Source organism: Promicromonospora sp. CA-289599, from assembly GCF_050936155.1.
Taxonomy (GTDB): Bacteria; Actinomycetota; Actinomycetes; order Actinomycetales; family Cellulomonadaceae; genus Promicromonospora.
Map to the genome: position 1 here is coordinate 6,086,054 of NZ_JBNJNI010000001.1, position 15,020 is coordinate 6,101,073.

Consider the following 15,020-nt stretch of genomic DNA (forward strand, 5'->3'; position numbering starts at 1 on the left):
TCAGGCGATCGGTCCCCGATAGCTCATCCAGTAGTCGATCGCCACGGGCCGTGGACGGGACGTCATCCCGCTGGGGACGCCAAGCTGCATGACCTGTTCCGGGGCGTCGGTGAACGTGGACCATACGGGCAGCCCAGCCCCGTTGGGGTCACCTGTCCGGACGAAGTTCAGCCAGTAGCCGCTGAGCTGGTCACGCAGCACATGGTCCGCCTCGCCGTACTCCGCCGCTCCGTCGGCGCCCAGGTTGTCGAAGGCGTACATGACCTCCGCGCCGTGGTACGCCCCGTACTCCTCCAGGCCCTCGTCAGGCGGGGTGTGCGTGAAGAAGTACAGGTAGGCGGGCGCCTGGCCGCTCTGCGTCTGCAGCCGTGCCCAGCGGTACATCGCGCGCGTGAACACGCGGTCGGCCTGCGCCTGCAGCATCGAGTCGAGCACCTGCTCCTCGGTCCCGCCGGGGTACAGGTCGAGGTAGGTCTCCACCTCGTCGCCGTGGTCCTGCCGTGCGGTCGCGCGGTACTCCTCGGGGGTCATCGGCTCCGGAGGGAAGGCCCGGATCAGGGAGTCCTCGTCCGCGTTGCTGCCCACCATCGTCGGGACGTCGAGCTGGTCGCCCGCCGCGTAGATGTCCGCCGGGCTGCGGTCCAGGACATGCCCGTCGACGGAAGGCCGCCAGTGCGGTCCGACGGCCGTGGCGGCCTCCGTGATCCGGTCGACGGGCAGCCCCCGCAGCTGGGCCACCGTGTCCACCCCGAGCTCCTGGGCCAGACGCTCGCCGGCATCCTCCGCGACCGAACGCGAGTCGCTCTGGTCGCCGTCCTCGGTGTTCCCCTCGGTGCCCATGCAGGCGCCGCTGCTACCGATGATGCCGTCGAACAGCCCATCGGCGAGGGGCGTTGCCCCCAGGATGCACACGCTCTCGCCGCCCGCTGACTCGCCGGCGACCGTCACCCGGTCAGCATCGCCACCGAAGGCGGCGATGTTCTGCCGCACCCACTCCAGAGCTGCGATCTGGTCCAGGATCCCGTAGTTGCCCGATGCGCCGTAGGACGACTCGGCGGCCAGCTCCGGGTGGGAGAGGAACCCCATGACGCCCAGCCGGTAGTTGATCGTGATCACGATCGCTTCTCCGGTGGAAGCCAGCGCCTCGCCGTCGTACAGGGGCAGGGCACCCGATCCGGTGGCGAAGCCGCCGCCAGGGACATAGACGAGTACGGGCAGCTCGGTGGACGCGGGCCGCGTGGCACGCCAGATGTTGAGGTAGAGGCTGTCCTCGCTGACCGGGTAGGGGTTGAGGAACGTGTCCTCCAGCGGGATGTCGAGGGTCCGGGACAACGCCCTGCTGGCGAAGGTCGTGGTGGCCTGCACGGGCGCCGCCGAGAAGCGGTCGGCAACGAGCACGCTGGACCGCGGCTCCAGGGGGCGCGGCGCCCGCCACCGCAGTTCACCGACCGGAGGCTGGGCATAGGGCACCCCCGCGAAGATCTCGACCGTGCCTGCATCGTTGCGCACGCCGGTCACCGGACCTTCCGCCGTCTCGACCGGCTGCGTCGCCTCCCGTTCTGCACCGCCTGCCACCCTGAACTGCGGTCCCGGATGGGCGAGCACGACTGTTCCGGCCACGACGGCGCCTGCCACCAGCCACGCCCCCACCCGGAGCACGACCCCACGCCGCAGCCACCGAGGGGCGGAGAACACCAGCGCGACCAGGAGCACCGCGACCAGGCCCCAGCCCCACCACGGCGTCTTGTTCAGCCAGCCGAGCACCAGCACGAGTGCGACCAGGAGGACGAGCGGCGCCCAGAACCAGGCGGAGCGCCGCGAGGGACCTGGACCGGGCTTGCGAGGAGCTGCCTGCGCAGTCATTTCCACGATGTGTTCCTTGTCTTCCTTCCTTGTCGCGCTATCCGCGAGGTAGCACAGCCGCGGCGACGATGACGTTGTTCACGATGGTCGCGGTCACGGTGCGTGCCACGGCCTTGGCCGCAGCCTCCGCTCCCCAGTTGCCGTCCTTGAGTTCTTCGGCGCGGGCGATGACGGGAGAGGTCCACGGGATGTCGCGGTCGAACTGAGGCAGTGTTCCGCTGCCATAAAGGAGCGCTGTCAGCGCCGCGGTGCGTTCCGTGGGCTCCGCGCCGTCGACGAGCACAGCACGGACCTCAGCGAGTAGGCCGTCACGGCGCCCGGTGTCCCCCTGCTGGAGCACTGAGGTCTGGAACAGGCCGAGCGCCTTCCGCGTGCGGCGGTGGAGGTCACCACGCTCGACGAGTCGGTCCAGCACCGGTTCGCGCAAGGCGGGTCCCGTCGCAGCGAGGACCGTCTGCACGCTTCGCGACGTGCGAGCGACATACTCCCAGCTCGAACGAAGCAGGTCGTCGGACGGAGGGTTGTCGGCGACAGCCTCTACGGTCATCGTGCCGATCCGCGTGGTTCCGGTTCGGACGTGGCCGCGGAGCCCTAGCTCCGCGAGCACCGCGCCGGCGAGGACCCAGTAGAGCGTGGTCTCGCCGGCGATGTTCCCCGCATCTCCCTGGCGACCGGAACTCGGCTGGAAGAGAAGCAGGAGCAGGTCCTCCACCAAGGTCCGGTCCCGGAGCGTGGCAGGCTCTTCCGAGTCGCTCGAGGCATTCACCCGCTCGGGTCGCTGTTGCTCGGTCATTTGCTCGATCCCTTCCTCACCCTTGATCGGTGTCAGGCCGTCTGCGTGTTCAAGTCGGTCCCTGCGGCCGTCTGGTGCCATCCAAGGGCCTGTCGTCGGAACACAGTCAACTGCTCTCGGACGGTTGCTCTGCCGGCCCACCGGGCAGTTGCTCGCGTGCGAGCGCGTTGGCACGGACGAGGACATCCAGCTGCGCTGGGTTGTACAGCTCCGTCACCGCCTCCACGAACGTCTCCGCCGTGACGAGTCCGCTCTTGGAGAGGTGTGCGGCGGGGTCGGTCAACCACGGATAGTCGATGAGATTCTGCGCAAGAGTCTTCGCGAGTCTCTCGGCGAGTGCCCGCCGTGTCTCCTCGTCCGCGTCGGCCGGAAGCTGGTCGATGTCAGCGCTGAGACCTTCGGTGTCAGCCTCAGCCATCTTCTGAACGTCGGCGAGCGCTTCCTCGTCGTACAGCTGCGTGTAGATGTGGATCATCGAGCTATCAGCTTCGGACAGCCTCGATGCCACGGAAGCGAACCCGGCAGGTGTGTGCGCCGGTGACTGTTCACGGAGGATCGCGGCGATGTCTTCCCGCGCCTTCGTCAGGCGTTCGATGTGAGCTCGGAGCTCGGCGTCGAGGTCACGGAGAGCGTCCGGTACGCGATCGGCTCCTGCGCTGACATCGCCGATCCCCGAGAGCGGAAGGCCCAGGTCGGCGAGGCGTCGGATCCGAAGGAGACTCACCAGGTGCCCGACCCCGTACAGCTTGTATCCGTTGTAGCGACGCTCAGGTTCGTCGAGCAGCCCGACCCGGTGATAGTGCCGAACCGTGTTCACCGTTGTTCCCGCCAGCTCTGCCAGCTCGCGAGTGCTCCATGGCATGTCTCGTCCTCTCCGCTTCTCCTCGTCCGAGTGATCTGCAGGACACACCATGTCCCTGCCACACGGTCAACCGTTGTCTGACGTGGAAGAGGGAACATCGAGGCGGCTGCCCCTCTTCCCCGGCAGGCTTGACCATGTTCCGGGAACACAACCTCTACTACGTGTGGTTGTCGGCGAACCGCGCCGACCGTAGAGAGGAACGCTTCAATGACCGCCATCGAGGAGCTTGTCGGGAATTTCCAGGAGCTTGTGTCTCAGGTGCCTGAGATCGTCCAGCCGCTTGTCCTCATGCTCGCCGCCGCGGTTCCGTTCATCGAGGGGGAGGTCGCGGCGCTGATCGGCGTCGCTGGCGGGCTCAATCCAGTCATCGCGGCTGTAGCTGCCGCATCAGGCAACTTCATCTGCGTGCTGCTCGTGGTGTCCCTCAGCTCCCGGGCACGTACAGCAGTGATGGATCGGAAGGGTGTGCGTGGTCCTGCCAAGCCCGAGTCGAAGGGACAGCGGAAGTTCAAGAGGTGGCTCGTGCGATTCGGCGTGCCTGGAGCGAGCATCCTCGGCCCGCTGGCGATTCCCACCCAGTTCACGTCGGCGCTACTCGTCGCCGGCGGAACGCCACGGGGCTGGGTGCTGCTGTGGCAGGGCGTGGCGATCGTCCTCTGGACGACGGCTTCGACGGTATCGATGTGGGCCGCGCTGACGTTCGTCGTCGGCGTGTAGCGCAGGAGGCCTCCGACTTGACCCTGTGCGGGCAACATGGTTTTCGCTGCAACCATGCACAAGAACTCTGGCACGACGACCTTGCGCGTCCGTCCTCGGGTCTGGCTGGGCCTCTCGGTATTTGTCGCCTACCTCGCGGCCTTCTACGCCATCTGGGTCGTCAACGGAATCGACTACGCCCGCGTCGGGGAGAGCGAGGAAACCCTGCTGAGATGGTACGTGGCACCCCTCGCCGGTGGTCTCGTCGTTCTCTTGATCGTCATCTCGATCTTCGGATGGTGGCGACCAACACTGCGAGAGACGAGGCGGCTCCCGAGAGGTGCTGCCGTGGTGCCGGCAATCATGGCCGCGGCCGCGATCCTCAATCTGGTGTTCGGTGAGTTCTCCAGAGTGACGACGACGATGTGGATCCTCCTCCTCGTCGGCAGCGTCCTGGTTGGGTTCAACGAAGAAGTGGCCGCACGCGGTCAGCTCTTCGTCGCGTTGCGCAGTCGATTTGGGGAAGTGGGTGTCTGGTTCTTCTCCACCACTCTGTTCGCGCTGCTGCACCTGCCCAACTTCTTCTTCGGTATCGGTTCGCTCGCGTTCCTTCAGGTCCTCATCCAGTTCGGACTTGGCTCCGTCTACTACCTGGCGTTCCGCTCGACGGGGTCGCTGGTCCCCGCAATGGTCCTGCATGGCCTGTGGGATTTCTCGACGTTCTCATCGAGCCTTCCTTACGCCGGACTCGCTGCCCCGTTCATCGGGATCGCAGGCGTTGTCGTAGCCGTGGTCCTCCTGGCGAAGGAACGCCACGGTTGACAACGTGGCAGGGCCCGGGCCTTGAATGTCAGTAGGGGTGGACACCCGGTCGAGCGTCGGAGAAGAGGGCAGATAGCGCAGGGAACCCCAGGACCGGACACGGGATCAACTACCTCCTGCCCGACGCGCCACCCATGGAACACCTCTCATCGACACGAAGTGCGGGTCCACCTGCGCGAGAAGCCGCCCTACGCGAGCGCCGCCCCGACCAGAGGCGACGCCCGCGTTCGCCCCGATCCCCTACTTCGGCCGGACGTTGTGGTTGTGCGCGAAGATGTTGTGCGGGTCGTACCGCCGCTTGACCTCCGCCAGGCGCTCGTACGTGGCCGCCGGGTAGACAGCGGCCACGTCGTCGACCGTGGCTGCCGTGAGGAAGTTGGCGTAGGCGCCGCTGACGTGCGGGCCGAGCTTCTCCCAGATCGCGTCCAGGCCGGCGCGCGCGGCCTCGACGACGGGCATCGGACCGCCCACCAGGGTGGCGACCATCAGCTCCGCCTGCCGGTGCGCGTAAGCGGTGGCGTCGCCGGGAACCCGGGCAACGGCACCACCCACGCTGCGGATCGCGATCGACGGCGACCCGGGCGACGTCCCGATCTCGGCCAGGATCTGCAGGACCTCCGCCACCGACTCCCGCTCGACGAAGCCGTCGTGGGCGAGCACCTCGATGCCGGGCGGCGGGGACCCGCCCTCCACGAGGATGTCCGCGTAGGCGTGCGGCGCGACGTCGTCGTCCAGGACGGTGCCGAGCGCGCGGATCGGGGCGAGCGCGCGGGCGGCCGCCTCCGGGTCGTCGCCGTCGAACGCGACGTGGATCTCCACCGGCGCCTCCGGGCCGCCGGCCAGCGGGTTGGCGAGGTTCGCGATCGACGTGACCTCCTCCGGCGCGGTGCGCAGGTAGTCCGCCCAGCCCTGGAGCACATCGACGGCCTCGGCCTGCGGGAACGTGACCTTGCCGAAGACGACCTCCGTGGTCGGGTGCGCCTCGAACTCGAAGGACGTCACGACGCCGAAGTTGCCGCCGCCACCACGGATCGCCCAGAACAGCTCAGGGTTCTCCTCGGCGCTCGCGGTGAGGACCTCGCCGTCGGCGGTGACGATCTCGGCGGCGACCACGCTGTCCAGGGCCAGGCCGTACCGCCGGACCTTCCAGCCGATGCCGCCGCTCAGCGTCAGCCCGCCCACGCCGACGCTCTTGGTGTCGCCCGCGGAGATCGCCAGGCCGTACGGGGCCAGCGCCTCCGCGACCTGGCCCCAGTGGGCGCCGCCGCCGATCCGCACGAGGTGGCGCTCGCGATCGACGACCTCCACGGTCGCGAGCAGGCTCAGGTCGATGACGACACCGCCGTCGTTGGTGCCGAACCCGGCGAAGCTGTGGCCGCCGCCCCGCACGGACAGCCTCGTGCCGGACCCGGCGGCGAACCGGACCGCGGACCGTACGTCGTCGACGGTGCCGGGGCGCAAGACGTAGGCGGGGCTCCCCGCGGCCAGCTTCGAGCGGCCGACCGCCGCGTACTCGGCGTCGCCCGGTTCGATGATGTCGCCGCCGAAGTCACGGCGAAGGGTCTCGATCGGTGAGGTCATGGCGTTCCTTCCACAGGGGTGCGGTGCGCGGTGCACCGACGCAGTAGTGACCCCTCAGACCCGCGAGATGTGACCGCGGGCGATGTGACTGCCCCCACACGGGCAGCACTCCCGGAGCGCCGTCGATCAGACCGAGCCCACCACCGCGAGCAGGCGCAGCCGCTCGGCGCTCTCCGTGCCGGGCACCGCCGTGAACACCGTCAGGGCCTGGTACTGGTCGGGGTCCAGCAGCGACTGCCCGTGCAGCTCGACGAGCCCCACCTCCGGGTGGTTCAGCCGTTTGGGCTCGCAGTAGGGGCCGAGCACGGGATGCTCGTCCCACAGCCGCGCGAACTCGGGGCTGCGTCCGCGGAGACCGGCCGCGAGCTCACCCGCCGGCGACGTCGGCCCGGTCTGGGCATGGACCGCGGCGAGCCGGGCCGTGAGGGTGCGGCCGTGCCGGCCGTGGTCCTCCTCGGGGATCCGGTCCCGGCTACGCGGGTCGGTGAACCACCGGTAGATCCGGGCCCGTTGCGGACCGGTGTACGAGGTCTCGTCGCCGAGGAGCGCCGCGGCGAGCCGTGTCTGGCGCAGGGTCACCCCCAGGACGTTCTCGACCTGCGCGGGCGCGTCCGCCAGCCCGTCCAGGATCCGCATCAGGCCGGCGTTGATGTGGTCACTGCGCCGGACGCGGCGCGGCAGGGCGTGCCCGGCGAGCTCGACCAGCCGGTCCCGCTCCTCGAGCGTGAGGTGCAGACCGTGGGCGATGGCCGCGAGCACCTGCTCCGAGGGCACCGCGCCGCGGCTCTGCTCGATCCTGCTGTAGTAGTCCGCCGAGACGCCGCTCAGCGCGGCGACCTCCTCCCGCCGCAGGCCGCTCGTGCGTCGCCGCGGCCCGCGGGGCAGCCCCACGTCCTCGGGCTGGAGCGCCTCCCGGCGGGTGCGCAGGAACTCACCGAGCTGCTCGCGATCCATCGACCTCACCTCGTTCTTCGAGCGCCGCGTCAGGAAACCGCACGCCCGTCATCTTCTCGGACGCCGCCCACAGGCGCGCAGCTGCCACCTCGTCGGTGGCGGACCGGTAGACCCGCTGCCGGGCGGACCCACCGGTGAAGTGGCCGATGCCGTCGGGGCCGTAGAACGTCCCGCCGTCGGCGGCCGGGTCGGTGGCCGCCTGCAGCGCGGGCAGCAGCCCCTGCTCGACCGGTTGCACGAAGATCCTCAAGCCGAGGAGCCGCCGCATCACGGCGTCGATCCGCGGCGGCTCCGGGCTGCCGAGGCCCGGCCCCGCCGTGTACAGGCCCGTGTAGGTGGTCCCGGGATGGGCCGCGTTGCTCACGATCCCCCAGCCGTGCGCCCTGCTGCGCCGGTCCAGCTCGAGGGCGAACATCAGCTGGGCCAGCTTCGAGAGGTTGTAGGCGCGCACCGGCGAGTAGTCGCGCTCGCTGTTGAGGTCGGCCCAGTACAGGCGCCCGAACCGCGCGGCCGCGCTCGTCATCGTGGTGACGCGCGCTCGGGAGCCGCTCAGGAGCGGCAGCAGGTGCCCGACGAGCGCCATGTGCCCCAGGTGGTTGGTGCCGAGCTGGAGCTCGAACCCGTCCGCCGTCGTGGTGCGGGCAGGCGGCGTCATCACTCCCGCGTTCGCGACGAGCAGGTCGATCGGCCGGCCCTCGGCCAGGAGGCCGTCCGCGAGCGCCGCCACCGACTCGAGCGACGCGAGGTCCGCGGGGCGGGTGGTGACGACGGCGCCGGGTACGGCGGCGCGCAGCCGGTCGGTGGCCGCGCGGCCCTTCGCCGGGTTGCGTACGGGGAGCACGAGCTCGGCTCCGGCGCGGGCGAGGCGTTCGGCGAGGCCGAGCCCGATCCCGTCGCTGGCTCCGGTCACGACGGCGCGCCTGCCGGTCAGGTCCGGCACGACGACGTCGGGCCGCTGGGCGGGGTTCTTCTTGCTCACTGGGGTTCCTCTCACGCCGGTCTGTGTCCGCACCAGCCTGTGCGCGCCCGGGGTCCGGATCCAGGTCCAGCTTGTCCTTGGCTGGCACCGTCGGCGGGCTACGGCCGGTCGATCCGTTCGCCGTCGACGTAGACCTCGAGGTCCGCGCTCTGCTCGGGCCAGAAGCAGGCCAGCCCGGCGACGGCCAGCCCTTCGCGCAGCGGGGTGTCGTAGCCCCAGACGACGTCGGGCAGCTCGAGCGCGCCGACCGTGAGCGTCCAGTACGCGGCGGTGCCCTTGTACGCGCAGTGGCTCACCGTGTCGGTCGGGGTCAGCAGGTCCATCCGGACGTCGACCCGCGGGAGGTAGTACCGCGGCGGCTGCCCGGACTGGACCAGGACGACGGGGCGGCACGACTCGGCGACCACCACCCCGCCGGCCACGACGCGGACGTGCCGGCTGGACGGCATCGCGTCGACCCGCACGTACGGGTCGCGGGCGTGGGTGTGGATCACCTCATCCTCCGCGAGCCACGTGTCGAAGGCCGACCAGGCCAGCGTCGTCATGGTGCGCAGGTGTTCGACGGGCGCCTCCGGGTACCGCTGGGCCGCGCCCGCCAGCACCTGGTCGCCCACCACGACGTCGTACAGCTCGCTCGGGCCGAGGCTCCGGGACCGGCGTCCCGGACCTGCCGCGCGCAGCTCGGCCTGCACCCCGCCCGGGGCGAAGAAGTACTGCGGGTAGTACGGGTGCTCCCAGACCAGCAGTGGCGGGTCGGCGTCGGCGACCAGCACGCCCGAGCTGTAGGCGCGCACCCGGACCGATCCGGGCTCCACCGTCCCCGGCTGGACCACTACTGCCCGCTGCACGATGCCCGCCATCTTGTTCCTCACCTCGCGTTGCCCGTCCCCCGCCGCGGTCGAGCGGCGAGGCGTCCGTGTCCTTCCGGCTGTTCGACCGACGAGCCCCGTGATGTGTGACCACCGCGGCGCGACCCTTCAGAGCGCGAATCCCCCGGAGACCTGGATGTCCTGGCCGGTGATCCACCCGGCGTCCGTCGAGACCAGGAACGCGATCACCCTGCCGACGTCCTGCGGCTCGCCGATCCGGCCGAGCGTGGTCCTCGCCGCGATGCCGTCGATGATCTCCGGGAAGCGATCGAACGCGTCGTCTCCGATCCGCGTGCGCGTGGGCCCCGGAGCGACGGAGTTGACAGTGATACCGCGGCCGGCGAGCTCCTTGGCCAGGTACCGGGTGGCCGTGACGAGGCCGCCCTTCATCCCCGCGTAGCCGGAGTACCCGGCCTCGGTGTCCCCCGGACGCACGGAGCTGCTCGAGACGTTCACGACGGATCCGCCGTCCGCCAGCAGGGGCAGCAGCGCCTGGGTCAGGAAGTAGGGGCCCTTCAGGAGCACGCGGTAGTACCGGTCGAACGCGTCCTCGGTCATCTCGGTGAAGGGCAGCCCGCCACCGAAGCCGGCGTTGTTGACCAGGGCGCGGACCGTCGTCGCACCCCACGCGGTCGAGATCGCGTCCGTCAGCTCCTGCCGGAAGGCGGGAAACTGGTCGCTGTGCGCGATGTCGAGCCGGATGGCGACGGCGTCACCGCCGGCCTCCCGGACGAGACGCACGGTCTCCTCCGCCTCCTGCGCACGGGAGTTGTACGTCACGACGACGTGCATCCCGCGGCGCGCGATCTCGATCGCCGTGCCGCGGCCGATGCCCGCGCTCGCCCCGGTGATTACCGCGACGGGAACGTCACTGCTGTTCTGGTCCTGGTTCATCTCTGCCATCTCCCTGTTGTTCGTCTCTGTCTTGTTCGTCTCTGCGTTGTTCACGAGCCGGCCCGCACATCCAGCACCCGACGGAGCCAGTCGGCGCGTGTCCGGCGCGCCGCGATCGAGACCTGCGCCCCGGGCACGAGCGCGTCGAAACCGTGGAACCCGCCGGCCCACACATGCAGCTCCGCGTGGCCCCCGGCGGCCCAGATGCGGCTGGCGTAGCTGACGTCCTCGTCCCGGAACACCTCGGCCGAGCCGACGTCGATGTACGCGGGCGGCAGGCCCGACAGGTCACCGGCCCGGGCGGGCGACACGTACTGCGACACCTCGCTCTCCGGACCCGCGCCGAGCACGGACCGCCAGCCGAACGCGTTCATCGCCCGGTTCCACGTCGCGGGGCCCTCGGCGAACTGGTGGCTCGACCCTGTGTCGTTGCGGTGGTCGAGCATGGGGCAGACCAGCACCTGTGCCGCGAGGTCCGGCGTGCCGCGATCCCGCGCCAGCAGGGCGACGCCGGCAGCCAGGCCACCCCCGGCACTGGTGCCCGCGACGACGAGCCGCGCCGGGTCGACGCCCAGGTCGGCGGCGTGCTCGGCCACCCAGACCAGGCCCGCGTAGCAGTCCTCGACGAGGTCGGTGCCGGTCACCTCCGGCGCCAGCCGGTAGTCAACGGTCACGACGACGGCGCCGAGCCCGTCGAGCCACTCCAGCGGGATGTCGATGTTCGAGAACCGGTCCCCCAGCACCATCCCGCCGCCGTGCACCCAGTAGACGCAGGGCGCGGGCGTCGAGCGATCGAGGCCCGGCGGGCTCAGGACGGTGAGCGGGACGGGCGTGCCGTCCGGGGCGGTGACGGCGAGGTCGCGCCGGTCGACGGTCCGCCCCGTCGTGAGCAGGCTCTCGATGCCCTCCGCCGTGGTGGCCGCCAGGCCACGCACCTGCGCCAGCGTGTCGGGGCCGAGGTTCGCGGCGGGGAGGAGGTCGAGCAGCGGACGCAGCTCGGGATCGATCTCGGGACGAGCGATCGTCATGACATGTTCCTCTCAGGAAGGGTTCGGGTCGTCAGGGCGCGGGACGGCGCTACCAGGGGCGGGCGGGTCAGAGCTCGGCCTTGCCGCCGACCAGCACCTGGTCCGTGTACTCGGACTCCCCCGCCAGCAGCTGCTGCAGCTCGGCGACGAGGGCCTGCGCCTCGCTGGTCGCGAAGAACGTGGCGTGGGCCTCCTCGCTGGTCCAGCCCTCGATGACGTGCACGACGTCGGCGTTCGCGGTGGAGCGGCTGATCAGGAAGACGGGGCAGTCCGTGCGGGACAGCGACGGGGCGTTCAGCAGCATCTCGACCAGGGCGTCGCCCTTGCCGGGCAGCGCGGTCAGGGTGGCCTGGAATCCGTGGCGAACGGTCATGTGAGTCTCCTCGGTGCGAGGGCCCCTGGGAGCCCGGTTGCTTGTGCCTCCATCACACCGCGCGAGCCCACCGCTCCGAAACGACGATCGTCCTGATCACTTGCACGATCCTCCCGACACCGCGAGCATCGTGAAGACGTCGTGCCATGCTCGTGCCATGAACGGTGCAGACCTCGACGAGCTGCGTACCCTGATCGCCCGCCATGCCCGGCGCGACACCCACGCGACGGCGCTCGACGACGTCCTGGTCTCGGCGGTCGACCGGTCCGCACCACCTGCGCCCTCCATGTCGGGCGTCGTCATGGCGCTGATCGCCCAGGGCGCGAAGCGGATCGCGCTCGGCAGCAGCGTGCACGAGTACGGCCCCGGGCAGTACCTGGTGGCGTCCGTCGACCTGCCGGTGACCGGCCTGTTCACCAAGGCCCGACCCGACGAGCCGGCGCTCGGCTTCGGGCTCGTCCTGCGTCCCGCCCTGATCGCCGAGCTGCTCCTGGCGGCCGCACCGGGCGACCTCCCTCCGGCCAGCGCCGCCGCACCGCCCGGCATGGTGGTCAGCGACGCCCCCGCACCCCTCGTCGACGCGGTCGTGCGACTGCTGCGCCTGCTCGACAGCCCGCGCGACGCCGCGGTCCTGGCACCCCTCGTCAAGCGCGAGATTCTCTGGCGCCTGGTCACCGGGGAGCAGGGCGCCACCGTGCGCCAGCTCGGCCTGGCCGACAGCGGGCTCGCCCACATCGCCCGCGCCGTCCAGTGGATCCGGGAGCACTACGCGCAGCCCTTCCGCGTCCAGGACGTGGCGGCCCTGTCGGGCATGAGCGCCTCCGCGTTCTACCGGAACTTCCAGGCGGTCACCGCGATGAGCCCCATCCAGTTCCAGAAGCAGATCCGGCTCCAGGAGGCGCGCCTCCTGCTCGCCACCCGGCCCGGCGACGTGACGGGCGTGGGGCTACGGGTCGGCTACGACAGCCCCTCGCAGTTCAGCCGTGAGTACCGCCGGCAGTTCGGCCTCCCGCCGAGCCAGGACGCCGTCCTGCTGCGCGACACATCCGCCGGCCGCGCTCCGGCGCTCGTGTAGGCCACCGCCGGGGTGCCACCCGTCCGGTGCCACGAGAAGGCGAAAACTCCGCTCTTGACACGGTATCGCCCGCCCCACAGACTCCTTTTGCACCCATGGCGGCAAAAGTTGCATGACTGTCGCCATAAATGACAGAGTCGTCGATCGGAGCACCCATGCAGATCTCCCACTCGCCTGGCGCGCGGCGCCTCGGCGCGGCACTGACGGGCGGCGCGCTCCTCGCGGGCACGCTCGCTGCCGCCCCGGCCGTCGCCGCCCCTTCCGTCGTCGCCACCCCGTCCGCCGGCGCTCCCGCGGTGACCACCACGGCCGCCGAAGCATGTGGAGCGGACGACGGGCTCCCCGACTCCAAGATCTCCATCCAGCTGTACACGCACGTCAACGAGCTCGGTTCCGGGACACCGTCCCCCGAGACGATCGACCGCGTGCTCGGCGAGGTGGCCAACGCGGGCTTCACCAACATCGAGCCGTTCAGCCAGCCCTACTCGATGCCGGTCGGCGACTACCAGGCGATCCTCGACAGTCACGGCCTGGAGGTGTCCTCGAGCCACGGCAGCACGGACTGGGACACGTGGCCCGAGACGGTCGACTACGCCGTCGCGCTGGGTCAGGACTACATCGGGACCGGCGGGATGGCAGGTAGCTACGGCACCTACGAGGAAGCGTTGGCGACCGCGGAGTACGTCAACCGGCTGGGCCGGTACGCGAACGAAAACGGCGCGAACAAGATCGCGCTGCACAACCACCAGAGCGAGTTCACGACGCGGTACCCCCACCCTGAGACGGGTGAGATGGTCAGCGCCTGGCAGGTCATCGAGGAGAACACCGACCCGCGCTACGTCACGTTCCAGCTCGACGTCGGCTGGGCCGCGGACGCCGGCATCGACGTCCCGGCGTGGATCGAGGAGTACGGGGACCGCATCGAGCTCCTGCACATCAAGGACGCGGTGAACGTCAACGCCGAGGGCGACCCGAGGCAGGTCGGCCTCGGTAACGGTGACATCGACCTTCCGGCGATCATCGCCGCGTCCGAGCCTTACGTGGAGTACTACACCTACGAGTGGGACTACGCGCCGTCGTTCGAGTCCTCCGCGGAGTCCTACCGGTACCTGCGCTGCTACCTGGCCGACGGCGGGGGCGGCGACCAGTGCGCCGACGAGGACCAGGAGTCGCTGGCACTGGGCCGGCCGGTGACGACGTCCAGCATCGACGACCCCGCTCGCACCGGCGAGATGGCGGTGGACGGCAACGCCGGCACCCGGTGGGGCAGCCAGTGGAGCGAGCCGGAATGGATCGCGGTGGACCTCGGCGCGAGCTACGACCTCAGCCGCGTCGTGATCGACTGGGAGACCGCGTTCGCGTCAGGCTACGAGATCCAGACCTCGCCGGACGGCGACACCTGGACCACGGTGCACGCCGTCACCGACGGCGACGGCTTCTTCGACGACATCGACCTCTCGGGCACGGGCCAGCACGTGCGCCTTTACGCCACCGAGCGCGCCACGCAGTGGGGCTTCTCCCTCTACGAGCTGGAGATCTACGGCACGCCGAGCGGCGAGGAGCCCGCGCCGGCGCCCGTGGCTCGCGGCGCCGGGTACTGGTCGTCGGAGTACCGGCAGGTCCGGAACCCGGACCACACGGCTGAGGAGCTGCTGTGCTTCCTGTCGGCCACGCGCGCGCAGAGCGACGTGTTCGACGAGGTCGTCGACCTGACCACGCTGGACGACGCCGTGCAGGTGCTGTGGGCGCCCAAGCACGACGAGTGGGTCGACGTCATCGACCGGCAGCTGCTCGCCGTACGGCTCAACGTCGCGGCGGGCTCGGTCTCCCTGGAGGACCCGCTCGCCGGGGGCACGACGGTGGGCGACCTGCTGCACGCCGTCGAGGCAGCGCGCCTCGACGTGGGCACGAAGAAGGCCGACCTCAAGGAGTACAAGGACGCGCTGGAGGCCGTGAGCGCCCGGCACTGATCGGGACAGTCCGCGGCTGGGTGTCGGGGTGCGTTCGTCGGGACGCACCCCGACCCCGATCTACGCATCGCCCGCCTGGACGAGTTCTCCCGGCACTGTCTCGGTCGACTCGCTCCTGCTCCGGATGAAGGAAGCAGGTGCGGCCTCCGAAGCCTCCATCCGCCGCGACTACCAGAGACTGAACCAACTTCGAAGCACATCCCGGCGCGCTTGATCTGTTCCAGGGGTCCTGACGGGCACGCGGCCTGTGGGGCATAGTGG

The 15,020-nt window shown here is 70.4% G+C and carries 14 protein-coding genes; 4 read left to right on the plus strand and 10 right to left on the minus strand.

Translation table 11 applies throughout. The annotated features are described in order from the left end of the window. The 3 genes from ACQEVI_RS27105 to ACQEVI_RS27115 form a co-directional block, all read right to left on the minus strand. Complete coding sequence (locus ACQEVI_RS27105) at positions 1 to 1,863, minus strand: carboxylesterase/lipase family protein (protein WP_432906151.1); 1,863 nt, start codon at positions 1,861 to 1,863, stop codon at positions 1 to 3. Positions 1,864 to 1,900: 37 nt separating this feature from the next. Beyond that, a complete protein-coding gene (locus ACQEVI_RS27110; protein WP_432905510.1) occupies positions 1,901 to 2,656 on the minus strand; it encodes a GOLPH3/VPS74 family protein in 756 nt (251 codons plus the stop codon). 106 nt (positions 2,657 to 2,762) lie between these two features. Next, positions 2,763 to 3,569 carry a MerR family transcriptional regulator gene (locus ACQEVI_RS27115; protein WP_432905512.1) on the minus strand — a complete coding sequence of 269 codons (807 nt, stop codon included), beginning with the start codon at positions 3,567 to 3,569 and terminating at the stop codon, positions 2,763 to 2,765. Between the two features lie 156 nt (positions 3,570 to 3,725). Between ACQEVI_RS27115 and ACQEVI_RS27120 the strand changes: the two genes are divergently transcribed. Then, positions 3,726 to 4,235, plus strand: a complete 510-nt coding sequence (locus tag ACQEVI_RS27120; RefSeq protein WP_432905514.1) for a small multidrug efflux protein — start codon at positions 3,726 to 3,728, stop codon at positions 4,233 to 4,235. Positions 4,236 to 4,289: 54 nt separating this feature from the next. Beyond that, positions 4,290 to 5,036 carry a CPBP family intramembrane glutamic endopeptidase gene (locus tag ACQEVI_RS27125; RefSeq protein WP_432905517.1) on the plus strand — a complete coding sequence of 249 codons (747 nt, stop codon included), beginning with the start codon at positions 4,290 to 4,292 and terminating at the stop codon, positions 5,034 to 5,036. A gap of 240 nt (positions 5,037 to 5,276) precedes the next feature. On the opposite strand, the gene ACQEVI_RS27130 is transcribed toward ACQEVI_RS27125, so the two are convergent. The 7 genes from ACQEVI_RS27130 to ACQEVI_RS27160 all read right to left on the minus strand — a co-directional run bounded on the left by ACQEVI_RS27130 (position 5,277) and on the right by ACQEVI_RS27160 (position 11,714). Further along, a complete protein-coding gene (locus ACQEVI_RS27130) occupies positions 5,277 to 6,617 on the minus strand; it encodes an FAD-binding oxidoreductase (protein WP_432905520.1) in 1,341 nt (446 codons plus the stop codon). A 126-nt stretch (positions 6,618 to 6,743) separates the two neighbouring features. After that, positions 6,744 to 7,571, minus strand: a complete 828-nt coding sequence (locus ACQEVI_RS27135) for a helix-turn-helix transcriptional regulator (protein ID WP_432905523.1) — start codon at positions 7,569 to 7,571, stop codon at positions 6,744 to 6,746. Beyond that, positions 7,549 to 8,550 carry an SDR family oxidoreductase gene (locus ACQEVI_RS27140; RefSeq protein ID WP_432905525.1) on the minus strand — a complete coding sequence of 334 codons (1,002 nt, stop codon included), beginning with the start codon at positions 8,548 to 8,550 and terminating at the stop codon, positions 7,549 to 7,551. The genes ACQEVI_RS27135 and ACQEVI_RS27140 overlap by 23 nt, the downstream gene beginning before the upstream one ends. A gap of 98 nt (positions 8,551 to 8,648) precedes the next feature. Continuing rightward, entirely contained in the window at positions 8,649 to 9,410 is a 762-nt protein-coding gene (locus ACQEVI_RS27145) for a DUF427 domain-containing protein (protein WP_432905528.1), read from the minus strand. 117 nt (positions 9,411 to 9,527) lie between these two features. Further along, the gene (locus ACQEVI_RS27150; RefSeq protein ID WP_432905531.1) at positions 9,528 to 10,313 is read right to left on the minus strand and encodes an SDR family NAD(P)-dependent oxidoreductase; all 786 of its coding nucleotides are present in this window, start codon (positions 10,311 to 10,313) and stop codon (positions 9,528 to 9,530) included. Between the two features lie 50 nt (positions 10,314 to 10,363). Continuing rightward, on the minus strand, positions 10,364 to 11,341 hold the full coding sequence (locus ACQEVI_RS27155) for an alpha/beta hydrolase (protein ID WP_432905534.1): 978 nt from the start codon (positions 11,339 to 11,341) through the stop codon (positions 10,364 to 10,366). Positions 11,342 to 11,408: 67 nt separating this feature from the next. Next, positions 11,409 to 11,714, minus strand: a complete 306-nt coding sequence (locus tag ACQEVI_RS27160; protein WP_432905536.1) for a putative quinol monooxygenase — start codon at positions 11,712 to 11,714, stop codon at positions 11,409 to 11,411. 157 nt (positions 11,715 to 11,871) lie between these two features. Here ACQEVI_RS27160 and ACQEVI_RS27165 point away from each other — a divergent pair, with 157 nt between their 5' ends. Next, positions 11,872 to 12,789 carry an AraC family transcriptional regulator gene (locus ACQEVI_RS27165; protein ID WP_432905538.1) on the plus strand — a complete coding sequence of 306 codons (918 nt, stop codon included), beginning with the start codon at positions 11,872 to 11,874 and terminating at the stop codon, positions 12,787 to 12,789. A gap of 155 nt (positions 12,790 to 12,944) precedes the next feature. Then, positions 12,945 to 14,759, plus strand: a complete 1,815-nt coding sequence (locus ACQEVI_RS27170) for a galactose-binding domain-containing protein (RefSeq protein ID WP_432905541.1) — start codon at positions 12,945 to 12,947, stop codon at positions 14,757 to 14,759. The last annotated feature ends 261 nt before the right edge of the window (positions 14,760 to 15,020 follow it).